General features: G+C 71.2%; 25 protein-coding genes and 1 tRNA gene. 13 read left to right on the top strand and 13 right to left on the bottom strand.

What is annotated here, in order from left to right; all coding sequences use genetic code 11:
* Positions 1-220: 220 nt before the first annotated feature.
* A complete protein-coding gene (locus tag AB0E85_RS03975; protein WP_361922123.1) occupies positions 221-1,348 on the top strand; it encodes a hypothetical protein in 1,128 nt (375 codons plus the stop codon).
* Positions 1,349-1,477: 129 nt separating this feature from the next.
* A complete protein-coding gene (locus tag AB0E85_RS03970) occupies positions 1,478-1,744 on the top strand; it encodes a hypothetical protein (protein ID WP_361922121.1) in 267 nt (88 codons plus the stop codon).
* A 16-nt stretch (positions 1,745-1,760) separates the two neighbouring features.
* On the opposite strand, the gene AB0E85_RS03965 is transcribed toward AB0E85_RS03970, so the two are convergent.
* Positions 1,761-2,237 (bottom strand): MarR family transcriptional regulator, encoded by a 477-nt coding sequence (locus AB0E85_RS03965; RefSeq protein ID WP_361922119.1) that lies wholly within the window; start codon positions 2,235-2,237, stop codon positions 1,761-1,763.
* Positions 2,238-2,334: 97 nt separating this feature from the next.
* Between AB0E85_RS03965 and AB0E85_RS03960 the strand changes: the two genes are divergently transcribed.
* The 8 genes from AB0E85_RS03960 (at position 2,335) to AB0E85_RS03925 (ending at position 12,258) form a co-directional block, all read left to right on the top strand.
* The gene (locus AB0E85_RS03960; RefSeq protein WP_361922117.1) at positions 2,335-2,724 is read left to right on the top strand and encodes an HGxxPAAW family protein; all 390 of its coding nucleotides are present in this window, start codon (positions 2,335-2,337) and stop codon (positions 2,722-2,724) included.
* An 87-nt stretch (positions 2,725-2,811) separates the two neighbouring features.
* Positions 2,812-3,684 (top strand): DUF2797 domain-containing protein, encoded by an 873-nt coding sequence (locus AB0E85_RS03955; RefSeq protein WP_361922116.1) that lies wholly within the window; start codon positions 2,812-2,814, stop codon positions 3,682-3,684.
* 108 nt (positions 3,685-3,792) lie between these two features.
* The gene (locus tag AB0E85_RS03950; RefSeq protein ID WP_361922114.1) at positions 3,793-4,533 is read left to right on the top strand and encodes a response regulator transcription factor; all 741 of its coding nucleotides are present in this window, start codon (positions 3,793-3,795) and stop codon (positions 4,531-4,533) included.
* On the top strand, positions 4,530-6,137 hold the full coding sequence (locus AB0E85_RS03945) for a HAMP domain-containing sensor histidine kinase (protein WP_361922112.1): 1,608 nt from the start codon (positions 4,530-4,532) through the stop codon (positions 6,135-6,137). The genes AB0E85_RS03950 and AB0E85_RS03945 overlap by 4 nt, the downstream gene beginning before the upstream one ends.
* A gap of 14 nt (positions 6,138-6,151) precedes the next feature.
* Positions 6,152-7,546 carry a bifunctional glycosyltransferase family 2/GtrA family protein gene (locus AB0E85_RS03940; protein ID WP_361922110.1) on the top strand — a complete coding sequence of 465 codons (1,395 nt, stop codon included), beginning with the start codon at positions 6,152-6,154 and terminating at the stop codon, positions 7,544-7,546.
* Positions 7,543-9,729: a glycosyltransferase family 39 protein gene (locus AB0E85_RS03935; RefSeq protein WP_361922108.1), complete on the top strand. Its 2,187-nt coding sequence runs from the start codon at positions 7,543-7,545 to the stop codon at positions 9,727-9,729. Before AB0E85_RS03940 ends, AB0E85_RS03935 begins: the two co-directional genes overlap by 4 nt.
* A gap of 106 nt (positions 9,730-9,835) precedes the next feature.
* Complete coding sequence (locus AB0E85_RS03930) at positions 9,836-11,332, top strand: MFS transporter (RefSeq protein WP_361922107.1); 1,497 nt, start codon at positions 9,836-9,838, stop codon at positions 11,330-11,332.
* 143 nt (positions 11,333-11,475) lie between these two features.
* Positions 11,476-12,258, top strand: a complete 783-nt coding sequence (locus AB0E85_RS03925) for a TetR/AcrR family transcriptional regulator (protein WP_361922105.1) — start codon at positions 11,476-11,478, stop codon at positions 12,256-12,258.
* Position 12,259: 1 nt separating this feature from the next.
* Here the strand turns inward: AB0E85_RS03925 and AB0E85_RS03920 are convergent, their stop codons facing one another.
* Complete coding sequence (locus AB0E85_RS03920) at positions 12,260-12,730, bottom strand: PPOX class F420-dependent oxidoreductase (RefSeq protein ID WP_361922103.1); 471 nt, start codon at positions 12,728-12,730, stop codon at positions 12,260-12,262.
* A 10-nt stretch (positions 12,731-12,740) separates the two neighbouring features.
* Positions 12,741-13,094, bottom strand: a complete 354-nt coding sequence (locus tag AB0E85_RS03915) for an STAS domain-containing protein (RefSeq protein WP_361922101.1) — start codon at positions 13,092-13,094, stop codon at positions 12,741-12,743.
* A 216-nt stretch (positions 13,095-13,310) separates the two neighbouring features.
* On the opposite strand from AB0E85_RS03915, the gene AB0E85_RS03910 reads away from it, so the two are divergent.
* Together AB0E85_RS03910 and AB0E85_RS03905 are read left to right on the top strand one after the other, a co-directional pair.
* Entirely contained in the window at positions 13,311-14,033 is a 723-nt protein-coding gene (locus AB0E85_RS03910; RefSeq protein WP_361922099.1) for a GAF and ANTAR domain-containing protein, read from the top strand.
* 56 nt (positions 14,034-14,089) lie between these two features.
* The gene (locus AB0E85_RS03905) at positions 14,090-14,791 is read left to right on the top strand and encodes a GAF and ANTAR domain-containing protein (RefSeq protein WP_361922097.1); all 702 of its coding nucleotides are present in this window, start codon (positions 14,090-14,092) and stop codon (positions 14,789-14,791) included.
* Here AB0E85_RS03905 and AB0E85_RS03900 read toward each other — a convergent pair.
* The 3 genes from AB0E85_RS03900 to AB0E85_RS03890 all read right to left on the bottom strand — a co-directional run bounded on the left by AB0E85_RS03900 (position 14,774) and on the right by AB0E85_RS03890 (position 18,721).
* Positions 14,774-15,595 carry a YceI family protein gene (locus AB0E85_RS03900; protein WP_361922095.1) on the bottom strand — a complete coding sequence of 274 codons (822 nt, stop codon included), beginning with the start codon at positions 15,593-15,595 and terminating at the stop codon, positions 14,774-14,776. The two genes, AB0E85_RS03905 and AB0E85_RS03900, sit on opposite strands and share 18 nt — an antisense overlap.
* 89 nt (positions 15,596-15,684) lie before the next feature.
* A complete protein-coding gene (locus tag AB0E85_RS03895; RefSeq protein ID WP_361922093.1) occupies positions 15,685-18,219 on the bottom strand; it encodes an MFS transporter in 2,535 nt (844 codons plus the stop codon).
* A 13-nt stretch (positions 18,220-18,232) separates the two neighbouring features.
* On the bottom strand, positions 18,233-18,721 hold the full coding sequence (locus AB0E85_RS03890) for a MarR family transcriptional regulator (RefSeq protein WP_361922091.1): 489 nt from the start codon (positions 18,719-18,721) through the stop codon (positions 18,233-18,235).
* Between the two features lie 215 nt (positions 18,722-18,936).
* Between AB0E85_RS03890 and AB0E85_RS03885 the strand changes: the two genes are divergently transcribed.
* Positions 18,937-19,134 (top strand): hypothetical protein, encoded by a 198-nt coding sequence (locus AB0E85_RS03885; RefSeq protein ID WP_361922089.1) that lies wholly within the window; start codon positions 18,937-18,939, stop codon positions 19,132-19,134.
* A 516-nt stretch (positions 19,135-19,650) separates the two neighbouring features.
* Here AB0E85_RS03885 and AB0E85_RS03880 read toward each other — a convergent pair.
* From AB0E85_RS03880 to AB0E85_RS03850, 7 genes are all read right to left on the bottom strand, one after another.
* A complete protein-coding gene (locus tag AB0E85_RS03880) occupies positions 19,651-20,553 on the bottom strand; it encodes an RNA polymerase sigma factor SigF (RefSeq protein ID WP_361922087.1) in 903 nt (300 codons plus the stop codon).
* Positions 20,554-20,821: 268 nt separating this feature from the next.
* The gene (locus AB0E85_RS03875; protein WP_161366786.1) at positions 20,822-21,679 is read right to left on the bottom strand and encodes an RNA polymerase sigma factor SigF; all 858 of its coding nucleotides are present in this window, start codon (positions 21,677-21,679) and stop codon (positions 20,822-20,824) included.
* Between the two features lie 189 nt (positions 21,680-21,868).
* The gene (locus AB0E85_RS03870) at positions 21,869-22,162 is read right to left on the bottom strand and encodes a Dabb family protein (RefSeq protein ID WP_361922085.1); all 294 of its coding nucleotides are present in this window, start codon (positions 22,160-22,162) and stop codon (positions 21,869-21,871) included.
* Positions 22,162-22,338: a hypothetical protein gene (locus tag AB0E85_RS03865; RefSeq protein ID WP_266460659.1), complete on the bottom strand. Its 177-nt coding sequence runs from the start codon at positions 22,336-22,338 to the stop codon at positions 22,162-22,164. Before AB0E85_RS03865 ends, AB0E85_RS03870 begins: the two co-directional genes overlap by 1 nt.
* A 116-nt stretch (positions 22,339-22,454) precedes the next feature.
* Positions 22,455-22,539, bottom strand: a tRNA-Ser gene (locus tag AB0E85_RS03860).
* A gap of 45 nt (positions 22,540-22,584) precedes the next feature.
* On the bottom strand, positions 22,585-23,016 hold the full coding sequence (gene tadA, locus AB0E85_RS03855; RefSeq protein ID WP_361922083.1) for a tRNA adenosine(34) deaminase TadA: 432 nt from the start codon (positions 23,014-23,016) through the stop codon (positions 22,585-22,587).
* Positions 23,017-23,072: 56 nt separating this feature from the next.
* Positions 23,073-23,612, bottom strand: a complete 540-nt coding sequence (locus AB0E85_RS03850) for a hypothetical protein (RefSeq protein ID WP_361922081.1) — start codon at positions 23,610-23,612, stop codon at positions 23,073-23,075.
* Positions 23,613-23,670: the final 58 nt, after the last annotated feature.

Below are 23,670 nucleotides of genomic sequence, written 5' to 3'. Positions count from 1 at the left end.
TCGCACTACGATCACGTGGCCGCTGCTGAGCAGGACATCGCGAGGGGACACGGACGTGAGAAGGACTGAGGGCCACGGAGGCCGCCGGCGGGGTCGGGGCGCGGCCGCGCTGGCTGTCGCCACGGTGCTGTTTCCGCTCGCCGCGGGGTGTGGCGGGGGCCATGACGACGACGCCGCCCCTGATGCCAAGGGCACTCAGGCGACTGCCGGACGGCAGGGCGTGGGCGGGAGCGCAGACAAGGGGAGCGGGGACTTCACGGACCAGGGTGTGATCGTCACCGCCTCGTGTTCCGTGCCCGCGAGCAATCCGGCCGGAGTGACGGTCACGGGCTGGGATCCGACGACGTGGGAACGGACCGTCTCCCGGACCTTCACCGTCCCGGCCGAGGCCGTGGTCGCGGAGGCCGACGACGTCGCCTCCCCGCTCGTGGAGCTGTGCGCTGACAACTTCCCCGGTGTCGGCACGTCCGAGGAAGGGCCGCGTGCCGTCGCCGCCACGCGGCTGCGGCAGCTCTTCGACAAGGACTTCTCCCGGATGGCCGTCGTTCTGGTCGATCGTGAGACCGAGGCGACAGGGGTGGGGTACGTCGACACCAGCGGCAAGCTGACCAGGCTGTCCGGTGAACAGGGCGAGGACTTCGCCGACGCGCCCAGGGAGGAGAACGCCGTCTTCGCCCAGGACGGCAGCGCTGTCTGGTTCACCGAGACCGACTCCTCGGACCGTGTGCGGATCGCCAGCCGTTCCGTCTCGGGCGACCACGCGGCGACCGAACAGGGAAGCGGTGACGGCCGCTACATGGACGGGGCCGGCCTCGCGCTCGCGGGTGACCCGGTGCGCGGGCTCTTCGGCAAGGAAGTCCGCGTCAGTCACGACGGGCGCAGGGCGACGACCTTCATCACCGGGCGTGGCTTCAACGTGGCCGACGTGCCACAGCGCAGCGCGCTGTTCAAGGTCGGCGGAGCGAAGGCGGCCGGCATTCCCTTCGAGGCCGACTGCTACCCCTACGGCTGGGTCGACGACGTCACCGTGCTGTGCGGCCCCCGGCTCGACAAGGCCGACGATCCGGAGCGGAGGAACTCCTTCTGGACGCTGGACACTGCTCGGCTCGACGGCACGGCGGATCTCCCGAAGGGCGCCCTGGGTGATCCGATCATCCCGGCGACGGATCGGAAGAACACCGTGCGGGCCATTTCGGCGGACGGGAAGCAGCTGATCTTCGCCTCGCTCCAGGGCACCCGGCTCGACTTCTTCGTCTCCGCCACCTCCCCCGGCGCGACCCCGAAGAAGATCACTGCGGGGAGCGCGGACAAGGCGCTGAGCGTGGGTGACGTCCTGGAGTGGCGGTAAGGGCAGACGCCCACGGCGTCCGCCGGATGCCGGGGTTCTGCCTCTCGGCCTCTCCCTTCTCCGTCGGTGGCGGTCCGCATCGGGGAAGGGGACGCTGGGATCAGGGGCAACGTGATGGAGAGGTACTCCATGGCTCGGTCCAGCTCAGACCACAAGGCGCACACCCCGTTCTTCTCCCGGCCCGCGGTCCGCCGCTTCGCGCCTTTCGTCCTGGTCACCGCCGTCGCTCTGATCTTCATCTTCGAGAACCGCTCGGACGTCGAGATCCGCCTTCTCGTGCCGATCGTGACCATGCCGCTGTGGGGAGCGCTCCTGATCGCCTGGGGCCTCGGTGTGCTCGCCTGTGTCTTCACCGTGCGCCGACGCACGAGCCGGCACTCACGTCGGCCCAGGTAGCGACGGAGGCTCTGGTTCAGTCCGGGCGGCAGTGCTCCTCCAGGTAGTCCGCCGCCAGCGTGCTCGCGCGGGTGAACCAGTCGTGCAGGACCGCGATCTCGTCCGGGGAGTAGTCCGCGAAGAGGTGCGTCAGCCGGGCGTAGTAGGGCTCGTAGACCTCCCGGACCCGGGCTACCGCGTCGGGCTGGGCCGCCACGCGGATGCGGCGGCGGTCGGTGGGGTCGGGGCGGCGGGTGATGTAGCCGGCGCGCTCCAGGCGGTTGAGGATGCCGGTGACCGCGCCCGTGGTGACGTGGACGCGGGCCGCCAGGTCGCCGGCCGTGGGGAGGTTCTCGCCGGCCTCGATCACGTAGGCAAAGCAGGTGAGGTCGGTCACACTCAGGCCCACCTGCTGGGCGATCTCGTGCTGTCCGACCAGGTGAGTCGCGATGAGCTGGTCCATCGCCGAGAGCGCCTGCTCGGGTGTGGCGGCCGGACGCGGCTTCGCTGGCATTCCCAGATCCCTTAGTTCGTGAGATGTTTGGGCTGTAAAAGTCTTAGCAGATGAAGGGTTCGGCGGACAGGAGCCCTGGGGCACGAGGGAGTGACACGTGAGTGCACATCAGTATGACCACGGGCACACGGTCGCGGGGTGGGTCGGCTTCGGCATCGCCAGCGTCGGGGCCGGAGTGGCGGGGCTGGGAGTCGTCGCGGTCTCGGGCGTGCTGATCGCCGGCGGCCTGGCGATCGGGGTCGTGAGCCTGCTCGTCACCTGGGCTCTGCATCTCGCCGGGTGGGGGAAGGGGCCGGGTCTGCGGCCCCGGGCGGAGTGGGGGTGGCGGGTGCGGGACTCGGCGGCTCCGGGCGGGCACGCGGAGTGCCTGGCGTGCCGGCTGGCCGGGCGAGGGCGCGGTGCGCGCGCGGTGGTGCCGGTCATGCCGGCCCAGCGCGGGAGCGAGCCGGAGACCGTCGCCGCAGCCGGGGCCGACTCCGTGCGCTGAAGCCGCTGTCCACAGCCGCTGCCCACCGGGGCTCCCCCATCGGCAGCCGTCCCCCATTGTCAGTGGTGCCGCCTACCCTCGGCAGAGATGGCACAGGCATGGAAGTGCTCGGGACTGCGGTGGTCGGCGGACGGCCCCGTGCTGGTGTGGGACGGCGGGCGGCGCAGCGCGCTGACCTGGGGGAGACGCGTGGCCTTCGGGGTCGCGGAGGGGGGTGTGCGCACCTGCGTGGGGGCGCGGGGGCACACGTGCCCGGTCGGTGCGGCCGTGCCGGGCCGCAGTACGGGGGCGCGGTGCGAGGAGTGTGCACGGCTGGACCGGGCGCACTCCGTGGCGGCGGACACCATCGCCGACGATCCCCGGCCGTACCACGTCTATCTGGCGTGGTTCGGACCCGGCATGGTCAAGGTGGGGATCACGGCTCAGGCGCGGGGTTCGGCCCGGCTCCTGGAGCAGGGGGCCGTCTGTTTCAGCTGGCTCGGCGTCGGTCCGCTCATGGCCGCGCGGCGTACGGAGGAGCTGCTGCGGGCCGCCCTGCGGGTGCCCGACCGGATCCCGTACGCCGAGAAGCGGGCGGTCCGGGCCGCCCTGCCGGAGACCGCCGCCGACCGGGCCCGTGAAGTGGCCGAGCTGTACGAGCGGGCGGTCGCGCTCCCCGCGTGGCCGGAGTCGCTCGTTCGGGAGCCGCTGCGCGTCGTCGATCACGTAGGGGTGTTCGGGCTCGGAGGGCTGCCCGTCGCCGTCGGGCAGGTGAGCGAGCTGGTCGCCGGGGGCGTGGTCGGCGGGGAACTGGTCGCGGCCGCCGGGCCCGATCTGCACCTGGCCACCGGGAGCGGGGTGGTGGTGCTGGACACACGGTTGATGACGGGGTGGGGTCTTGTGCCCGCCGCGGCGGGTGAACTGACCGTGCCGACCCGGCAGTTCAAGGAGGTGGCCGGCGTGCAGGACGGGTTGTTCTGATCCGCCCGGTGCTTTCCCAGGCATTGCCTGAGAGGCGCCTGTGTGTTTCTCAGACAAATCACAGGTTGCCGAAAGCGTGTTCTCAGAGCTCCCCGACATCGTGTTCACATGACCACGACCTCGCCCCAGGGGCGCACCGAACTGCTCAGGCCGGACGGGAGCCCCGTCCGCGTGCTGGTGGTCGACGACGAGATGTCGATCACCGAGCTGCTGTCCATGGCACTGCGCTACGAGGGATGGCAGATCAGGAGTGCCGGTGACGGCACGGGCGCGCTCCAGGCCGCCCGCGACTTCCGGCCCGACGCCGTCGTCCTCGACATGATGCTGCCCGACATGGACGGGCTGGCCGTGCTCGGGCGGCTGCGCCGGGAACTGCCGGACGTGCCGGTGCTCTTCCTCACCGCGAAGGACGCCGTCGAGGACCGGATCGCCGGGCTGACGGCGGGCGGTGACGACTACGTCACCAAGCCGTTCAGCCTGGAGGAGGTCGTGGCGCGGCTGCGCGGGCTGATCCGCCGCTCCGGTGCCGCCGACCGGCGCTCGGAATCCGTGCTGGTCGTCGGCGACCTCACCCTCGACGAGGACAGCCACGAGGTGACCCGGGCCGGGGACGGCATCCACCTGACCGCGACCGAGTTCGAGCTGCTGCGGTTCCTGATGCGCAATCCGCGGCGCGTGCTCAGCAAGGCGCAGATCCTCGACCGCGTGTGGTCGTACGACTTCGGCGGCCAGGCCAACGTCGTCGAGCTCTACATCTCCTATCTGCGGCGGAAGATCGACGCCGGGCGCGAGCCGATGATCCACACGCGGCGCGGCGCCGGATACCTGATCAAGCCCGCGGCGTCATGAACGGCCGACGGCGGCCGCGTACGGAGCAGCGGGCGGGGAGGCGGTGGGCCGCCGGGCCGCGCACGCTGCGGACACGGCTCGTCGTCGCGTCCGTGGTGCTGATCGCGGTGGTGTGTGCGGTGATCGGGGCCGTGACGACGCTCGCGTTGAAGTCCCACCTCTACGAGCAGCTGGACGGGCAGCTCGGCGCGGCCGCGTCCAGGGCCGCTCAGAGCCCGCCCGGGCTACCGGGCGCGGACGGGGAAGACGGGCCCGCCGGGCAGAAGAAGGAGAGCCTCACCGACTTCGTCACGCGGGGGCCCCAGCCGGGCGGCACGGTCGTCGCCAAGGTCGAGGACGGCCGGATCACCGACTCCGCGTACGGTGTGTCCGACGACAACTACCAGGTGAGTCCCCGGAAGCTGAACCCCGCCCAGACCGCCTCGCTCGCCTCCCTGCCGCAGTCCGCGGACGATCCGAGGACCGTCGACATCCCGGGGCTCGGCCAATACCGGGTCGAGTTCAAGAGCGGCGACAGGGGCAGCTACTACGTCGCCATCCCGACCGCCGACGTCGACAACACCGTCAGCACCCTCGTCCTGGTGGAGCTCAGCGTCACCGGTGCCGGTCTCGCCGCCGCCGGACTCGCCGGGTACGTGCTGGTCGGCGTGGCCACCCGGCCCCTGCGGCGCGTCGCCGCCACCGCCACCCGGGTCTCCGAACTGCCCCTGCACACCGGCGAGGTGAACCTCAGCGAGCGGGTCCCCGACTCCGAGACCGACCCGCACACCGAGGTCGGCCGGGTCGGCGCCGCACTCAACCGGATGCTGGACCACGTCCACGGGGCGCTGCACGCACGGCAGCAGAGCGAGACGCGCGTCAGACAGTTCGTCGCCGACGCCAGTCACGAACTCAGAACACCTCTCGCCTCCATCCGCGGCTACGCCGAACTCACCCGACGCGGCAGGGAGCAGGTCGGGCCCGACACCCGGCACGCGCTGGGCCGGATCGAGTCCGAGGCCGGACGGATGACCCTCCTCGTGGAGGATCTGCTGCTGCTCGCCCGGCTCGACGCGGGACGGCCGCTCCAGTTCGAGCAGACCGACCTCGTCCCGCTCGTCGTGGACACCATCAGCGATGCCCGGGCGGCCGGCCAGGACCACAACTGGCGTCTCGACCTGCCCGACGAGCCCGCGCTCGTGTCGGCGGACGCGGCCCGGCTGCAACAGGTGCTGATCAACCTGCTCGGCAACGCCCGCACCCACACACCGCCCGGCACGACCGTCACCGCCCGCGTCCAGCGGCGCGGCACCTGGCTGTGCGTGGACGTCGAGGACGACGGGCAGGGCATCCCGGCCGCGTTGCTCCCGCACGTCTTCGAACGGTTCGCGCGGGGTGACTCCGCACGCTCCCGTGCCACCGGCTCGACCGGTCTCGGCCTCGCCATCGTGCAGGCCGTGGCGAGCGCGCACGGCGGTGCCGTGACCGTCGACAGCGTGCCCGGGCGGACCGTGTTCACGGTGCACCTGCCCGCGCTGCCGCTCCAGCCGCAGCCGGACATGAGCCGGCAGCAGCACTCACAGGCACGCCACAGCGTCACCACACCGGCGCGACAGGGCGCCTGACGACAGTCGGTTCCATGCGAACCGACTCTTCTTCCGGCACCCTGCCGGCGCGGGAGCACCTCCCGGCCGCACCAGCCGGTACGCCTGTCCTGGACGTAGTGATCCCCGTCTACAACGAGGAGAAGGACCTCCAGCCGTGCGTCCGCAGACTGCACGAGCACCTCGACCGGACGTTCCCGTACGCGTTCCGCATCACGATCGCGGACAACGCCTCCACGGACGCCACCCCGCAGGTGGCACGGCAACTGGCGGCGCAGATCCCCGAGGTGACCACCTTCCGCCTGGAGCAGAAGGGGCGCGGCCGGGCCCTGCGGGCCGTCTGGTCCGCCTCGGACGCCCCGGTCCTCGCCTACATGGACGTGGACCTGTCCACCGACCTCAACGCCCTGCTCCCGCTGGTGGCGCCGCTGATCTCCGGCCACTCCGACCTCGCGATCGGCTCCCGGCTGGCCCGCAGTTCCCGGGTGGTGCGCGGACCCAAGCGGGAGTTCGTCAGCCGGGCCTACAACCTCATCCTGCGCGGCTCGCTCCAGGCGCGGTTCTCGGACGCCCAGTGCGGCTTCAAGGCGATCCGCCGGGACGTGGCGCAGATACTGCTGCCGCTCGTCGAGGACACCGGCTGGTTCTTCGACACCGAGATGCTGGTGCTCGCCGAGCGCGCGGGGCTGCGGATCCACGAGGTGCCGGTCGACTGGGTCGACGACCCCGACTCGACCGTGCACATCGTCAGGACCGCGACCGACGACCTCAAGGGCGTGTGGCGGGTCGGCCGGGCCCTGGCCACCGGATCGCTGCCGCTGGACCGGATCGCCCGGCCGTTCGGCGACGACCCGCGCGACCGTGACATCGAGGACGTGCCGAAGGGGCTCGCCCGCCAGCTCGTCGGGTTCTGCGTGGTCGGCGCCCTGTCCACCCTGTTCTACCTGCTGCTCTACAGCGGCTTCAGGGTGTTCACCGGCTCCCAGACCGCCAACGCCCTCGCCCTGCTGGTCTCGGCGGTCGCCAACACCGCGGCCAACCGGCGGCTCACCTTCGGGGTGCGCGGGCGGGGCGGGGCCGTGCGGCACCAGGCGCAGGGTCTGGTCGTCTTCGGTATCGGACTCGCCCTGACCAGCGGCTCGCTCGCGGCACTGAACGCGGCGACCTCCGAGCCCGCCCACTCCACCGAACTGGCCGTCCTCGTCGCGGCCAACCTCGCGGCCACCGTGCTGCGCTTCCTGCTCTTCCGGGCGTGGGTGTTCCCGGACCGGCGCGAGGACGACTCGGCGCGTGCCGCCGCTCCTTCCTCCTCGTCCTCGCACGACACCGCCCCCTTCCGCGCCGGTGCCGTCGCGGACTCCTGGCGGGACGCCACCGTGCAGTTGCTGCCGGTGCGCCCGCACGACACCGATGCGAGGGACTCGCGATGACCGTCCACGTCGACCAGCGGATCACCGGCACAGGCGCGAGCCCCGGCACCCGGTCCCCGGCACCCGAGCCGCACGCCGGTGCCCCGGCCCGGCCCTTCCCGCAACGGCTGTGGCACGGCCGGCCCGAGGATCCCCGCTGGGCCCGCCCGGCCCTCCTCGCCCTGTTGCTGGCGACGGCCGTCCTCTACCTCTGCGACCTGAGCGCCTCCGGCTACGCCAACTCGTTCTACTCGGCGGCCGTTCAGGCGGGCAGCCAGTCCTGGAAGGCGTTCTTCTTCGGCTCGCTGGACGCGGCGAACGCCATCACCGTCGACAAGCCCCCGGCCGCGCTGTGGCCCATGGCCCTGTCCGTGCGGCTCTTCGGCCTCAGCTCCTGGGCGATCCTCGTGCCCGAGGTCCTCATGGGCGTCGGCACGGTGGCGGTCGTGTACACGGCCGTGCGCCGCCGGTTCGGCCCCGCGGCCGGTCTGATCTCGGGCGCCGTCCTGGCGCTCACCCCCGTCGCCGCGCTGATGTTCCGCTTCAACAACCCCGACGCGATGCTTGCGCTGCTGATGGCGGCGGCCTGCTACCTCGTCGTCCGCGCCCTGGAGGACGGCCGTACGAAGTGGCTGCTGTGGGCCGGTGCCGCGATCGGCTTCGCCTTCCTCGCCAAGACCCTCCAGGCGTTCCTGATCCTGCCGCCGCTCGCCCTCGTGTACGGCGTGTGCGCCCCGGTGACGGTGAAGAAGCGGATCGGCCAACTCGCCGCGGCACTCGGCGCGATCGTCGTCTCCGGCGGCTGGTGGGTCGCGGTCGTCGAACTGTGGCCCGCCTCCTCGCGCCCGTACATCGGCGGCTCGCAGAACAACAGCTTCCTGGAACTGACCTTCGGCTACAACGGCCTGGGACGCCTCAACGGCGACGAGACCGGCAGCGTCGGAGGCGGCGGTGGCGGTGGCGGCGGGAACGGCGGCGGCAACTGGGGCGAGACGGGCTGGGACCGGCTGTTCGGCTCGTCCACCGGCGGCCAGATCTCCTGGCTGATCCCGGCCGCGCTGATCCTGCTGATCGCGGGTCTGGTGGCCACGCGCAAGGCCGAGCGCACGTCGGTGACGCGCGGTTCGTTCCTGGTGTGGGGCGGCGCACTGCTCACGACCATGCTGGTCTTCAGCTACATGCAGGGCATCTTCCACGAGTACTACACGGTGGCCCTCGCCCCCTATGTCGCCCCGCTGACCGGCATGGGCGCGGCACTGCTCTGGGAGAAGCGGGACAAGGCGTGGGCGTCGCTGACCCTGGCCGCCTCGATGACGGCGACCGCGGCCTGGGGGTACGTCCTGCTCAACCGGTCCTCCGACTACCTGCCCTGGCTCAAGTGGCTCGTCCTGGTCGGCGGTCTGACGGCGGCCCTCGGCCTGATCTTCGCCGGCCGGCTGGGACGCCGACTGGCCCTGGGAGCGGCCGGGCTCGGCCTCGTCGCCGCGCTGGCCGGTCCGGCGGCGTACACCCTCACCACGGTGAGCGAGGGGCACACCGGCTCGATCGTCACGGCGGGCCCGGCGGTCGCGGGCGGCCGCGGGGGACCGGGAGGTGGCGGCGGTCCCGGCGGTGGCGGCTTCCCGGGCGGCGGCCCGAACCAGCAGGGCCAGGGCCAGCAGGGCCAGGGCCAGCAGGGTCAGGGCCAGCAGGGCCAGAACCAGAACGCCCAAGGTCGGCAGGGCAACGGCTTCCCGGGTGGCGGCCCGAACCAGCAGGGCCGGGGCCAGAACCAGCCGAACGGTGACGGCGGCCGTACGGGCGGCGCGGGCGGCGGCGTCGGCGGCCTGCTCAACGGCGCCAGCGTCAGCTCCGAGGCCAAGAAGCTGCTGGAGACCGACGCCGACCGGTACACGTGGGCCGCGGCGGCCATCGGTGCCCAGAACGCGGCGAGTTACCAGCTGTCCACCGGCGACCCGGTGATGGCGATCGGCGGCTTCAACGGCACGGACCCGTCCCCGACCCTGGCCCAGTTCAAGAAGTACGTGGCGGACGGAAAGATCCACTACTTCATCGCCTCGGACGGCATGGGCGGCGGCATGGGCGGCAGCGGCGACGGGACCGGGACCTCCTCCCGGATCACCTCCTGGGTCGAGGCCAACTTCACAAAGGTCACGGTCGGTTCGGCCACGTTCTACGACCTCACCCGGAAGGCGAGCAGCTGACACGTCCCTGACCGGGCGGAGGGCGGTGGCCGAAAGCCACCGCCCTCCACCGTCCTCGCCGAAACGCTGTTGTACGCCGTATAGGAACTGTTCTACGGTGTACAGCATGACGACGTCCCCCCAGGAAACGGCCCCGCCGCAGACGGTCCACGGAAGCCACCCGCAACGCTGGCTGATCCTCGGTGTCATCTGCCTCGCGCAGCTCACGGTGCTGCTCGACAACACGATCCTCAACGTGGCCATCCCCTCGCTCACCCGCGAGATGGACGCCACGACCGCCGACGTCCAGTGGATGATGAACGCCTACGCACTGGTGCAGTCGGGCCTGCTGCTCACCGCGGGCAACGCCGCCGACCGCTACGGCCGCAAGCTGCTGCTGATGTCGGGCCTGGCGATCTTCGGCGTCGGCTCGCTGGCGGCCGGGCTCTCCCAGAGCCCGGGCCAGCTGATCGCGGCCCGCGCGGGCATGGGCGTCGGCGGCGCGCTGCTGATGACCACGATCCTCGCGGTCGTCGTGCAGATCTTCGACGACCAGGAGCGGGTGAAGGCCATCGCGCTGTGGTCGACGGTCAGTTCGCTCGGCTTCGCGGCCGGCCCGCTGATCGGCGGCGTGATGCTGAACCACTTCTGGTGGGGTGCGATCTTCCTGATCAACATCCCGGTCGCGCTGCTCGGCCTGGTCGCGGTCGCGGCGCTGGTGCCGGAGTCGAAGCACAAGGCCGGTGACCGGCCCGACCTGCTCGGCGCGGTGCTCTCGACCATCGGCATGACGGCCGTCGTGTACGCGATCATCACCGGGCCCGAGCACGGCTGGACCTCCGCGCAGGTGCTGGTCTCCGCGCTGATCGGCGCGGGCGTGCTCGGCCTCTTCGTGCTGTGGGAACTGCGCACCGAGCACCCGATGCTCGACATGCACTTCTTCCGCAACCAGAAGTTCGTGGGCGCGGTCGCGGGCGCGATCCTCGTGGCGTTCGGCATGACGGGGTCGCTGTTCCTGCTCACCCAGCACCTCCAGTTCGTCCTCGGCTACGAGCCGTTGGACGCCGGGCTGCGGACGGCGCCGCTGGCGCTGACCGTCGTCGCGCTCAACTTCACGGGGGTCGGCGCGAAGCTGGTCCTCAAGGCGGGCACACCGGCGGCGATCGCGCTCGGCATGACCCTGGTGTCCGCCGGCCTCGCGGCGATCGCGCTGCTCGGCGGGCACGGGTACGGGGGCATGCTGCTCGGGCTGGTCGTGATGGGGGCGGGTGTGGCGCTGTCCATGCCGGCGATGGCCAACGCGATCATGAGCGCGATACCGCCGGAGAAGGCGGGTGTGGGAGCCGGGATCAACGGGACGCTCGCGGAGTTCGGCAACGGGCTGGGTGTCGCCGTCCTCGGTGCCGTGCTCAACTCCCGGTTCGCGTCGCTGGTCGCCGTGTCCGCGGCGTCGCTGCCGGCGGCGCTGGCGGCGGCCGACAGTGCCGAGGAGAAGGCGCGCATCTCCGATGCCTTCGCCTCCGGCCTGGAGACGAGTCAGCTGGTGGGCGCGGTCGCCGTGCTGGCCGGGGGTCTGGTCGCGGCCGCGTTGCTTCGGCGGGCCGAGCGGGCAGAGTCCGCCTAGGTGTGCTGGTCGTAGCGCGCGGGTGCGGGTCCGTCGTGGTTGGTCGCGGCCCCGCGGCGGAGCCGCACATCGGCACGGCCCCGCGGCCCTGGAAAGCGGCGCATCTAGCATGAGCGGCGTTGGAAGATCGAGGAAGGTGCGCCATGGCGAAAGCCGCCCGGCAGGGTCAGTCGCGGTCCAGTGTCTGGCTGGAGGGCACGGCGCACCGGCGGCGTGGCGGGAGCCAGCCCTCGGGGCTGGACCGGGCACGCATCACCGAGGTCACCGTGCGGCTGCTGGACGCCGAGGGGCTGGCCAAGTTCTCCATGCGACGGCTCGCCGCCGAACTGAACGTGACGGCGATGTCCGTCTACTGGTACGTCGACACCAAGGACGACCTGCTCGAACTCGCCCTGGACGCGGTGATGGGCGAGATGGTCCTGCCCGATCCGGAGGCCGACGACGCCGACTGGCGCGAGCAGATGCGGGCGCTGGCCCGGGGCTACCGGACCCTGCTGGTGCGCCACCCGTGGGTGTCCGCGCTGGTCGGCACCTTCCTCAACATCGGCCCGAACAACCTGGCGTTCTCCAGGGTCGTGCAGCGCGTCATGCGCAGGACGGGGCTGCCCCCGAAACGGCTGACGAGTGGGATCTCGGCCGTCTTCCAGTTCGTCTACGGCTACGGCACCCTCGAAGGCCACCTCTCCACCCGGTCCATGGCCGCCGGCATGACCATCGACGAGTACTTCCAGGACGCCGTGAGCGCGGTGACCGAGGCCCCGCAGGCCGCGGACGTCATGCGGGAATCGCGGGAGCTCATGGAGGCGCGTGGCGGGGAGACGGTGGCGGAGATGCTGGAGCGGGACTTCGAGTTCGCCCTGGAACTGCTGATCGCCGGCATCGAGACGATGGTCGCCCGCGAGACGGAGGCGGCCGGGGAGAGCTGACCTACTCCCCTTCGACCAGCCGCGCCGGGAACCCGCCGGTCGCCACCGGCCCCCACCGCTCCGGTGTGATCCGGATGATCGACTTGCCCTGCTTGAGTATGGCCGCGCGGTACTCGTCCCAGTCGGGGTGCTCCCCGGCGATGTTCCGGTAGTACTCGACGAGCGGTTCGACGGAGTCGGGGGCGTCGACGACCTCGGCCGTGCCGTCGATCTGCACCCAGGGGCCGTTCCAGTCGTCGCTGAGCACGAGCAGGCTCACGCGGGGGTCACGCTTGGCGTTGCGGGTCTTGGCGCGCTCCGGGTAGGTGGAGACCACGATGCGGCCGGAGTCGTCGACACCGCAGGTCAGCGGGGAGCCCTGGGGGCCACCGTCGGCCCTGCGGGTCAGCAGGATCGCGTGGTGCCGGGGGCGTACGAAGTCGAGCAACTCGTCCAGGGAGACGCGGGTGTTCGTCGCGATGTTCGGTGCCATGTGCGGCAGCCTACGACGCCAGGGCTTCGGTGAGGTCGTCGTACACGGGCACGTCCCGGCGCAGGCCCGTCAGCTCCAGGACGCGGTTCGTGATCCCCTCCGGCGGGGCCACCAGACGCACCACGGCCCCGGGCGGCAGCCGGCGCCGTACGTCGTTGATGAGGCGGATGCCCTGGGAGTCCATGAAGGAGGTCGTGCTCAGGTCGAGGACGAGGACCTCCAGCCGGTCACCGCGGGCCCCGGCCGCGGACAGCACGAGCGGCAGCAGCTCCGCCGCGTTGCAGAAGTCGATCTCGGCGGGCAGCGTGAGGTGGACGCGACCGGGGAGGTCGCGCGGTTCTGTGGGATTCGTGAAGAAGGTCACGGCACTCACCTGGCAGACGTTCGTCCGGTTTCCGGTAAGGCCGCTTCCTGACCCGTGGCGCCATTCCACCATGCGGGGGGTGGGTGACGGAAGCGCCCCGCAGCGGCGTCGGCCGGGCGTCACTTGGAGGCAACCGAACGGTTAGAGTGCTGTCCGTCCTGTGCTCGCAGTCGGGAATGTGCTGCGGAGCTCTCCTGCGCACGGCCATGGCCGTGCATGCCGAAGAGGTTCGTGGTGGCTGCGTCCGAGTTTCCTGATTTGCCCCGTTTTCCGGCTGGCGCCGAGCTGGCCGAGGCCCTCACGGTGGCTTCTCAGCAGCTGCACGAAACCCTCACGCCGCACAGCGCCCTGCGCACGGCGGTCAGGCTGGCGGTCCATCTCATGCCGGGCGCCGAGCACGCCGGCATCTCCGTGATCGAGCGCGGCAACAAGCTCCGCACGCTCGCCTGGACCGACGAGGTCGTGCGCTCCGCCGAGTCCCGGCACACCGGCCGCGAACAGCACGGCCTGTGGGACCAGTTGTGGAACAGCCCGGTGGCGCGCATAACGGACAGCGAGGCGGACGACGGCTGGGACGTGCTCGCGGCGCTGGGGCTGCGCTCCGCGCTGTCGCTGCGGCTTCGCACCGACCGCCGCCGGCTGACCGTCCTCACGGCCTACGCGCGTAAGCCGGGCGTCTTCGACGAGGAGGCCACACGCGTCGGCCGGCTGTTCAGCGCGCACGTCAGCATCGCCCTGGACTCGGCGACCGTGCGCGAGCAGCTCACCGAGGCCATGCACACCCGGGACCTGATCGGTCAGGCCACCGGCATCCTCATGGAACGCCAGGGCATCGACGCGTCCGCGGCCTTCGAGAGCCTGGTGCGGGCCTCCCAGCGGGAGAACGTGAAACTGCGTGACCTCGCCCGCCGGATCGTCGGTGCGCACAACACCCCCTGAGGTGCGGTGGATACGCAGGGGGCGTGTCCGGCCGGTGACGGGATACCCGTACGGTCATGAGCTCCGAAGCGTCCGACACGCTCGACCAGGCGATGGCGCGCAGCAGCGGTCTCGACACCCTGCTGCGTGATCTGACCGACCGCGCCGTGCAGGAGGTGCCCGGCGCGGACGCGTGCAGCATCACCGTGCGCCGCGCGGGCCGGCTGCTCACCCTGGCCGGCAGCGACGGCATGCCCAGCGGCCTCGACCTTCGCCAGTACGAGAACGGCTCGGGGCCCTGCGTGGACGCGGCCGAGACCGGCGAGGAGCAGTACGGCCCGGATCTCGCCGAGGAGTCCCGCTGGCCGTCGTACACGGAGTACGCGCTGTCCACGGGCGTCCGCTGTGTGCTGGCGGTACCGGTCGCCGTCGAGGGCGAGAGCGGCGCCGCGCTCAACTACTACGGGATGACGGCCGGGGCGCTGGACACGGGCCGGGACGCGGCCCGTGCCTTCGCGGCCCGGGCCGGGGACGCGATCGACGTGGCGCTGCGGATCGAACGCCGGCGCCAGTCGGCGGCCGATGTGCGCACCGCGCTGCTCTCCCGCAGCGTCATCGACCAGGCCATCGGCATCCTGATGGCCCGGGAGCGGATCGACGCGCGGATCGCGCTGGAGCGGCTGCGCCGGGTCTCGCAGGACCGGAACGTCAAGCTCCGGGACCTGTGCGGCCAGTTGGTGGCGCGGGTGTCCGCTCCGGACTCACATCGCCGGAAGTGACGCGCCCTGCACGGCCTGGATGTCCAGTTCCACCCTCAGTGTCGTGCCGACGGCGGCGATGCCGGCCTGAAGCACCTGGTTGTAGTTCATCGCGAAGTCCTCGCGGTGCAGTTCGGTCGTCGCGCGGAACGCCGCCCGGGTACCGCCCCACGGGTCCGGGCCCGTGCCGAGGTAGGCCAGATCCAGGTCCACGGGCCGTACGACCCCGTGCATGCCCAGCTCGCCGTGGACGCTCCACCGGTCGGACCCGGCCGCCGTCAGCCCCGTCGACCGGAAGGTGATCTCCGGGAACCGCTCGACATCGAGAAAGTCCGGCGACTTGAGGTGCCCGTCGCGCATGCCGTTGCCGGTGTCGATCGACGCCGCCCGGATCACCGCCTCCACACGCGACGCGGTGACGTCGTCCGGTGCGATCTCGATCGAGCCGGAGAACTCCGTGAACCGGCCGTGCACGCTGGAGATGCCCAGGTGCTGCGCCACGGCGGCCACGCTGGAGTGCACCGGGTCGACGGTCCACGGCCCGGGCGGCGGCAGCTCGGTACCACCCTGGCGCGCCAGCGTCACCGCGCCGACCTCGGCCCGCCCGCTCGCGGTCACGATCACGCTGGAGGCCGCGGGCGCATAACCCACCGCCGTGACGATGACCGTGTACGCCCCCGGCTTCATCGGCGTCGCGTCCCGCACGGCGCCCTCCGCGTCGGCCTCGGCCCGCAGCACCTGCGCACCGGTCATGTCCGCCACCGTGACGACCGCGTGCGACACGGCCCATCCGTCCCGGGTACGGATCCTCGCGGTCAGTCCCATCTCAACTGCTCCTCAGAAAGAAACCGGCCCGCGACAGGGGGCGCACCTCCGCTCAGAGCGCGCCCACCCGCCACGGGCCGGGGTCGTTGCTACTCGCCGGGGTGGGCGAGTTCGATGTCGTGGGCGTCGGTGCCGGCGCCCGCGACCGTCAGGGCGGTGGCCACCGGCGGGTAGCCCGTGGCGATGACGGTGTACTCGCCGCCGTCCAGGTCGGTGAAGGCGTACGCCCCGTCCGTCCCCGTCGTGGCCGAGCCGACGACGTTGCCCGCCTGGTCGACCAGCGTCACCCGGGCGTCGGCCAGCGGCCCGTGCGGGGCGCGGACGACACCCTGGACGCGGGCGCCCGCGTCCAGGTCGATCTCGACCCGGGTGACCCCGGTGCCGCCCACCTCGACGGGCAGGGCGCGCGGCCGGTATCCGGCGGCGTTCACCGCGACGGTCACCGCTCCCGGCACCAGCTCGGCGAAGGAGAACTCGCCCTGCTCGCCCGTGGTCCCGTTGGCCAGCAGGTCCCCGCGCACATCGGTCACGATGACCATCGCGTCCTTGACCGGCTGCCCGCTCTCGGCGGCCCGCACCAGACCGGTCAGCCCGCTGGTGCCGCTGAGCAGGATGTCGTAGGCGACCGGCTCGCCGTTCACCACGACCGTGGACGCCTGCGGCTGGAAGCCGTCGGCGGAGGCGATCAGCACGTACGAACCGGAGCCCGGGGCATCCACCGCGTACGAGCCGTCGGCCTGCGCCACGGACCGGCCCAGCTGACGCCCGGCCAGCGAGATCAGTGTGACGGCGGCCTGCGGCACGGGCGCGGACTCGTTCCCGCGGACGAAACCGCGGACCGGGACACCGCCCTCACCGGACGCGGCCTCCTCGGCACGGGCCACGGTCGCGACGGCTGCGAGCCGCTGCGTCCCCTCGGGCCCGGCCTCCGTGTCGGCCACGGCCCAGCTCGGCACGGCCTTCTCCCCCTCGGACGCCTCGGCGGCGGCCTCAGCCGGAGCCACGGCGGGCGTCTCCGCGTCGACGGCCTGCGCCAGCCCGCCCTTCGTCTTCAACGGGACCTCCTTGATGAACAGCGACACCAGCAGCGCCAGCAGCGCCAGCGGAGCGGAGTAGAGGAACACGTCCGCGACACCGTGGCCATACGCGCTCTCCACGACGGTGCGGATCGGCGCGGGCATCGTGCTCAGGTCGGGGATGCCGCCGCCGCCCGTGCCGGCGTGACCGAGGGCCGCGCCCTTGGGGCCGAGGTCGGCGAGGCCGTCCTTGACGTAGTCGGTGATCCGGTTGCCCAGGACCGCGCCCAGGGCGGAGACGCCCACCGCACCGCCGAGGGACCGGAAGAAGGTCACCGTGGAGCTGGCGGCACCCAGGTCGCCCGGCTCCACCTGGTTCTGCGTGCACAGCACCAGGTTCTGCATCATCATGCCGATGCCGAGACCCAGCAGCGCCATGAAGATCGCTATGTGCCAGTACTCGGTGTCGTACCGGATCGTGCCCAGCAGGCCCAGGCCCGCGGTCACCAGCACGCCGCCGGCGACCAGCCAGCCCTTCCAGCGCCCGGTCCGGGTGATGACCTGGCCGGAGACGGTGGAGGAGATGAACAGACCCGCGATCATCGGGATGGTCATGACGCCGGACATCGTCGGCGACTTGTCGCGGGCCAGCTGGAAGTACTGGCTGAAGAAGACGGTCCCCGCGAACATCGCGACGCCGACGAACAGCGAGGCCAGCGAGGCCAGTGCGATGGTGCGGTTGCGGAACAGCCGCAGCGGGATGATCGGCTCGCTCGCCTTCGCCTCGACGAGGACGAACAGCGCCAGCAGCACCAGCGAACCACCGACCATCGCGTACGTCTGCCAGGACACCCAGTCGTACTTGTCACCGGCGAAGGTGACCCACACCAGCAGCAGGCAGACGGCCGCCGTGATGAAGAAGGCGCCGGCCCAGTCGACCTTGACCTTCCGCTTGACCACGGGCAGGTGCAGGGTCTTCTGGAGCACGATCAGGGCGATCACGGCGAAGGGCACGCCGACGTAGAAGCACCAGCGCCAGCCGAGCCAGTCGGTGTCGGTGATGACACCGCCGACCAGCGGGCCGCCGACCATGGCGGTGGCGAAGGTGGCGCCGAGGTAGCCGTTGTAGCGGCCGCGCTCACGCGGAGAGATCATCGCCGCCATGATGATCTGGGCCAGCGCGGACAGACCGCCCATGCCGATGCCCTGGACCGCGCGGAAGGTGATGAGCATGCCCGGGTTCTGGGACATGCCGGCCGCCGCCGAACCCAGCACGAAGATGACCAGCGCGAACTGGATCAGCAGCTTCTTGGAGAACAGGTCGGCGAGCTTGCCCCACAGCGGGGTGGAGGCGGTCATCGTCAGCAGGGACGCGGTCACGACCCAGGTGTAGGCGCTCTGGCCGCCGCCGAGGTCGCTGATGATCCGGGGCAGGGCGTTGGAGACGATCGTCGACGACAGGATCGCGACGAACATGCCGAGCAGGAGGCCGGTGAGGGCCTCCATGATCTGCCGGTGCGTCATCGGAGCGCCGTCGCCGGAGGAGCCGTGGGAGCCTCCCCCGTGCTTGGCATGAGCCCGCACACCGGCTGGTGTGGTCGTTGCCATGGGCTTCCTTCTCTTACGTGCTTGCGGGTGTACGGGTGGTCTGGTCGAAAGCGGCCGGTGCGGCCCGGGTGCCGGGCCGGCAGTCGAAGCTCTCCCTCAGTCGCGCCATGAGGCTGGTGAGCCGGCCGACGTCCTCGTCGGACCAGTCGCTCAGGCGCTCGGCGAGGACCTCGGTGGTCCGCCGGGACAGCTCGTCGAGCTGTGTGTGGCCGGCGGGGGTGAGGCGCAGGATGCGTGAGCGTTTGTCCGCGGGGTCGGCGGAGCGCTCGATCCAGCCCCGGGCCACGACGTGCGCGACGTGGCGGCTGGTGACCGACATGTCCACCGCCAGCAGCTCGGCGAGCTTGCTCATGCGCATGTCGCCGTGGCGTCCCAGCAGCGTCAGAACGGCCGCCGACCCGCCGGGGCACTCGGCGGGCATGATCCGGCCGAGCTCCCGCTTCACGGCGCCGAAGGCGCTGAACTGGCGGACCAGCTCTTCGTACTGCGCCTGTTCGGCCATGACACCTCCCGCTTTCGTTGCTTAGGGCAACCGTAAGAGCTGTTGGTTGCTGAAGGCAAATAAAACAGGGGGGGTGGGAACAAAAAGTTGGCAAAGGCAAGTATTGCGGGAGTAAACGTGCTGGTGACCGGCCTGGTGGCAGGGGCCGGTCGGGACCAAACGGAACCCCAACCCCCACTTGGGGAGCCCCGGCGTTTTCGCTAGGGTCTCGGGCCATGGCTAACAACCAGGCCCCGCAGGGCAATCACGACCCCGCCGGCAGCACCCAGATGTTCCGCGCGTTCGTCGACGAGGCCCCGCAGGGCCGTCAGGCGGCGGCCCCGTCCAGCGGCGGGCCGCGCATCGGTCTCATCCTCGGCGTCGTGGTCGCCGTGGCGGTCATCGCGGCGGTGGCCTGGCTGGCGATGGCGTAACACGTACGGCGGGATTTACGGGCGGGCCCGTTGCCGGCTGCTCGGCGATGCTGCTGGGGCCGGGTGGGTCCGCAGCCCGGCGGCGCGGGGTGCCGCTCTCTGGCGGCACGCATGCCCGCAGCTGGGTCAGAGCGCGCCCGCACCCGCCGTCGTACGGAAGGGGACGTGTCGGGGGGTGTCCGCCCGCAGCGGTTGTCGCGTCAACGAACAGTCAGTCGGCGTGCAAGCCCATCGCGACGTTCCGAGGACGGACACCCCCCGGCGCGGCCCCGACCCACCACCCGGCGCCACGCGAAGACGCGCACTCCCACCGAGGCGGCACAGGCACAGAGCGCGGCCCCGACTCACCACCCGGCGCCGCGCGCACACAGACGGGCACCCTCTGAACCGGCACAGACATAGGGCGCGGCCCCAAAAGACCGCGCCCCCGCCCTCCGTCAGAACCCGCCCTCCGACAGAACCGGCCCTCCGTCAGAACCGGCCCTCCGTCAGAACCGGCCCTCCGTCAGAACCGGCTCAGTCCGAGATCAGGCCTTCCCGGAGCTGCGCCAGCGTCCGGGTCAGCAGCCGGGAGACGTGCATCTGCGAGATGCCGACCTCCTCGCCGATCTGCGACTGCGTCATGTTCGCGAAGAACCGCAGCATGATGATCCGCCGCTCACGAGGCGGCAGCTTCGCCAGCAGCGGCTTCAGGGACTCCCGGTACTCCACGCCCTCCAGCGCCGTGTCCTCGTAGCCCAGCCGGTCCGCCAGCGACCCCTCGCCGCCGTCGTCCTCCGGGGCCGGCGAGTCCAGCGAGGACGCCGTGTAGGCGTTCCCCACCGCCAGCCCGTCGACGACGTCCTCCTCGGACACCCCGAGCACAGCGGCCAGTTCGGTGACCGTCGGAGACCGGTCCAGCTTCTGCGAGAGCTCGTCACTGGCCTTGGTCAGAGCGAGCCGCAGTTCCTGGAGTCTGCGCGGCACCCGCACCGACCACGAGGTGTCCCGGAAGAACCGCTTGATCTCCCCGACCACCGTCGGCATCGCGAACGTCGGGAACTCCACGCCCCGTTCGCAGTCGAACCGGTCGATCGCCTTGATCAGCCCGATCGTGCCGACCTGGACGATGTCCTCCATCGGCTCGTTGCGGGACCGGAACCGCGCGGCGGCGTACCGCACGAGCGGGAGGTTGAGCTCGATGAGCGTGTCACGGACGTAACCACGCTCGGGGCTGTCCTCGTCGAGCGCGGCCAGCCGCAGGAACAGGGAGCGGGACAGGGTGCGGGTGTCGATGGCGCCCGCAGCCGGAAGGACCGGGACGGGCTCGGCCGGGAGGGCCGGTACGTCATCGATGGGGCCGAGTGAGTCGAGAGCATGGGGAGCTGTCTCGCTCTCCGCGAGCGTGAGCACCTTCGAGCTGCCCTGTTCTGCGGACATGCCACCCCCTTTGGGTCGCGGGACGGTCGCGGCGAACGCCCCCGTCTGAGGAACGCAGCCTTCACCTGAATACCGGAGCCGGAGCTCCGGCAAACGCGCTTCCCGCAGAATGTCACATGTCGGCAACACGCTGTAGTGACATGTCGACATCTGAGACGCGAATACGCCCTGCAAACAAGGGGTCTGACGGCTTATCGGCTCTCAACTGTCGGCAACCGCCCTGATGAGCGATTCCCTCCTCGTGGTGACCTCTCGCTCGCGTTTGCGGTTACGCGTCGATCCGGTTCGCAGACCGCAACCTCTGGAAGCTACGCGCCAGTAGCCGCGACACGTGCATCTGCGAGACGCCGAGCTCCGCGGAGATCTGGGACTGCGTGAGATTGCTGTAGTACCGCAGCAGCAGGATCCGCTGCTCCCGCTCGGGCAGCTGAACGAGCAGGTGCCGTACGAGGTCCCGGTGCTCCACGCCGTCCAGCGCGGGATCCTCGTAACCGAGCCGGTCCAGCAGACCCGGCAGCCCGTCGCCCTCCTGCGCGGCCTCCAGGGAGGTCGCGTGGTACGACCGCCCGGCCTCGATGCAGGACAGCACCTCGTCCTCGGTGATGCGCAGCCGCGCGGCGATCTCCGAGGTCGTCGGAGTGCGCCCGAAGGAGGTCGTCAGGTCCTCCGTCGCGCTGTTGACCTGCACCCACAGCTCGTGCAGCCGGCGCGGCACATGGACCGTGCGGACGTTGTCGCGGAAGTACCGCTTGATCTCGCCGACGACGGTCGGCATCGCGAAGGTCGGGAACTGCACGCCCCGGTCCGGGTCGAAGCGGTCGATGGCGTTGATGAGCCCGATGGTGCCGACCTGGACGACGTCCTCCATCGGCTCGTTGCGGGAGCGGAAGCGGGCGGCCGCGTAGCGCACGAGCGGGAGATTGGCCTCGATGAGCGCCCCGCGTACGCGGTCGTGCTCCGGCGTGCCCGGCTGGAGCTCCTTGAGCTGCGCGAAGAGGACCTGGGTGAGGGCGCGGGTGTCGGCCCCACGGCTCCGCTGGGGAGCGGGCGGGGCGGTTTCCGCGGTGTCCGGGGTTTCCGAGGTGGGTGCCTGAGGTGCGGTACTGGCCAGCACGGTCAATTCCACCTCGTCATCGTCAACTCATCGTTCAACTCTTCCATCAAAAGCGGTCATAGCATCACAAGACATGTGCACTGTGTGCAAGCACCCCATAACTACGTGTTGAGGGATGAATGGCGCATAAATGAACTCACGTCACAGAGAAGCCCCCTGTCGCACTGACAGGGGGCTCGAAGCGACCGGACCGGCCGGGAGTCAGAACTCGTAGTCCGCGATCACCCACGTGGCGAACTCCCGCCACAGCGCGACACCCGCCTGGTGGTCGGGGTGCTCCACGTACCGCCGCAGCGCATCCGCGTCGTCGAAGGCGGAGTTGATGGCGAAGTCGTACGCGATGGGGCGGTCGCTGACGTTCCAGCCGAGCTCCCAGAAGCGGACCTCGGGGATCGTGCCCTCCAGAGCGCGGAAGGCCTCGACGCCCTTCACGACCCGGGCGTCGTCGCGCTCGACGCCCTCGTTGAGCTTGAAGAGGACCAGGTGGCGGATCATCACTTTCCTCCCTTGGCGACCCAGGTGGCGAAGTCGCCGAGGGCCCCAGCGGCGTCCGATATGCCCTGGAACCCTATAAGGACGTAATCGGCCGCTGTCTGCGGGTCCGTGATGATCACGTACAACGCGAAGACCACGAGGGCGTAGACGGCGACCTTCTTCGCGTTCACCGCCATCGCGGCCTCCCCTGTCACTGGTGTCCCATGCAGCGCACATGATCGCACGAAGGCCCGAGCACACGAAGAGGCTGAACGCACGAAGGGCCCCGTCTGACGACGGGGCCCTTCTCAAGCGGTAGCGGAGGGATTTGAACCCTCGGTGACTTGCGCCACACTCGCTTTCGAGGCGAGCTCCTTCGGCCGCTCGGACACGCTACCGAGGGAGACCTTACAGCAAGGAGCCGCATGCTTTGAAATCGGTATTCAGCGGTCCCGGAAGAACGCCGTGAGCAGCCCGGCGCACTCCTCGGCGAGCACGCCCTCGATCACCTCGGGCCGGTGGTTGAGCCGCCGGTCGCGGACGAGGTCCCAGAGCGAGCCGGCCGCGCCGGCCTTCTCGTCGCGGGCGCCGTAGACGAGCCGGTCGACGCGGGACTGCTGGATCGCGCCCGCGCACATCGTGCAGGGCTCCAGCGTCACCACGAGGGTGCAGCCGGCGAGCCGCCACGCGCCGAGGGCGGCCGCGGCCCGCCGCAGGGCGAGGAGCTCCGCGTGGGCCGTCGGATCGCCGCCGGCCTCGCGTTCGTTGTGCCCGGCTGCGAGCACGGTCGTACCGTCCGGGGCCAGGACGACGGCGCCGACGGGGACGTCCCCGCCCCGGACGGCCTCGGCGGCCTCGTCCAGGGCGAGTCGCATCGCGGGCCGCCAGGGGTCGCGGACCGGATCCGGCGGCCCCGCGGTGTCACGACCGGTCAGCGGACGGTCTCCAGGGTCTCCGAGGCGCCCAGGACTTCGGCGATCTCGGTGACGGCGTCCGTCGACATCAGGCGCAGTTCCTTCTCGCTCACGCCGAGGTCGTCCAGGATCAGGGCGTCGCCGACCGGCCCGTGCGGCACGGACTCGGCGGAGCCGGCGGCCCCGGCGCCGTCCTCGGCGTCGTCGTCCTCGTCGGACTCACCGTCCTCGGTGCCGTCGAGGTCGAGGGCGTCGAGGTCGTCCCCGTCGTCCGGATCGCGGCCCAGCAGCTCGTCGGTGAGCAGGATCTCGCCGTAGCTGCTGCGGGCAGCGGCGGCGGCGTCCGAGACGTAGATGCGAGGGTCCTCCTCGCCGTCCACGCGGACGACACCGAACCAGGCGTCCTCCTGCTCGATGAGCACGAGCACCGTGTCCTCGTCGGGGGAGGCTTCACGGGCCAGGTCGGCCAGATCCGACAGGGTCTCCACATCGTCGAGCTCTGTGTCGCTCGCTTCCCACCCGTCTTCGGTGCGCGCGAGCAGTGCGGCGAAGTACACCGTGACTCTCCCACTGGTCTGAGGCGTGCCGGTTGGGGGTCCCCCCGGCGGAGGTTAC

This window comes from Streptomyces sp. NPDC029044 (assembly GCF_040637495.1).
GTDB lineage: Bacteria > Actinomycetota > Actinomycetes > Streptomycetales > Streptomycetaceae > Streptomyces.
The sequence above is the reverse complement of the archived record's forward strand: the minus strand, read 5'-3'. Positions and strand labels throughout refer to the sequence as shown.

What these genes read in the sequence shown, in the direction of transcription:
- AB0E85_RS03970 (WP_361922121.1), top strand. Translation starts at nt 1,478, where the DNA reads ATGGCTCGGTCCAGCTCAGACCACAAGGCGCACACCCCGTTCTTCTCC.
- AB0E85_RS03965 (WP_361922119.1), bottom strand. Translation starts at nt 2,237, where the DNA reads ATGCCAGCGAAGCCGCGTCCGGCCGCCACACCCGAGCAGGCGCTCTCG.
- AB0E85_RS03955 (WP_361922116.1), top strand. Translation starts at nt 2,812, where the DNA reads ATGGCACAGGCATGGAAGTGCTCGGGACTGCGGTGGTCGGCGGACGGC.
- AB0E85_RS03950 (WP_361922114.1), top strand. Translation starts at nt 3,793, where the DNA reads ATGACCACGACCTCGCCCCAGGGGCGCACCGAACTGCTCAGGCCGGAC.
- AB0E85_RS03945 (WP_361922112.1), top strand. Translation starts at nt 4,530, where the DNA reads ATGAACGGCCGACGGCGGCCGCGTACGGAGCAGCGGGCGGGGAGGCGG.
- AB0E85_RS03940 (WP_361922110.1), top strand. Translation starts at nt 6,152, where the DNA reads ATGCGAACCGACTCTTCTTCCGGCACCCTGCCGGCGCGGGAGCACCTC.
- AB0E85_RS03935 (WP_361922108.1), top strand. Translation starts at nt 7,543, where the DNA reads ATGACCGTCCACGTCGACCAGCGGATCACCGGCACAGGCGCGAGCCCC.
- AB0E85_RS03930 (WP_361922107.1), top strand. Translation starts at nt 9,836, where the DNA reads ATGACGACGTCCCCCCAGGAAACGGCCCCGCCGCAGACGGTCCACGGA.
- AB0E85_RS03925 (WP_361922105.1), top strand. Translation starts at nt 11,476, where the DNA reads ATGGCGAAAGCCGCCCGGCAGGGTCAGTCGCGGTCCAGTGTCTGGCTG.
- AB0E85_RS03920 (WP_361922103.1), bottom strand. Translation starts at nt 12,730, where the DNA reads ATGGCACCGAACATCGCGACGAACACCCGCGTCTCCCTGGACGAGTTG.
- AB0E85_RS03910 (WP_361922099.1), top strand. Translation starts at nt 13,311, where the DNA reads ATGCCGAAGAGGTTCGTGGTGGCTGCGTCCGAGTTTCCTGATTTGCCC.
- AB0E85_RS03905 (WP_361922097.1), top strand. Translation starts at nt 14,090, where the DNA reads ATGAGCTCCGAAGCGTCCGACACGCTCGACCAGGCGATGGCGCGCAGC.
- AB0E85_RS03900 (WP_361922095.1), bottom strand. Translation starts at nt 15,595, where the DNA reads ATGGGACTGACCGCGAGGATCCGTACCCGGGACGGATGGGCCGTGTCG.
- AB0E85_RS03895 (WP_361922093.1), bottom strand. Translation starts at nt 18,219, where the DNA reads ATGGCAACGACCACACCAGCCGGTGTGCGGGCTCATGCCAAGCACGGG.
- AB0E85_RS03890 (WP_361922091.1), bottom strand. Translation starts at nt 18,721, where the DNA reads ATGGCCGAACAGGCGCAGTACGAAGAGCTGGTCCGCCAGTTCAGCGCC.
- AB0E85_RS03885 (WP_361922089.1), top strand. Translation starts at nt 18,937, where the DNA reads ATGGCTAACAACCAGGCCCCGCAGGGCAATCACGACCCCGCCGGCAGC.
- AB0E85_RS03880 (WP_361922087.1), bottom strand. Translation starts at nt 20,553, where the DNA reads ATGTCCGCAGAACAGGGCAGCTCGAAGGTGCTCACGCTCGCGGAGAGC.
- AB0E85_RS03870 (WP_361922085.1), bottom strand. Translation starts at nt 22,162, where the DNA reads ATGATCCGCCACCTGGTCCTCTTCAAGCTCAACGAGGGCGTCGAGCGC.
- AB0E85_RS03865 (WP_266460659.1), bottom strand. Translation starts at nt 22,338, where the DNA reads ATGGCGGTGAACGCGAAGAAGGTCGCCGTCTACGCCCTCGTGGTCTTC.
- tadA (WP_361922083.1), bottom strand. Translation starts at nt 23,016, where the DNA reads ATGCGACTCGCCCTGGACGAGGCCGCCGAGGCCGTCCGGGGCGGGGAC.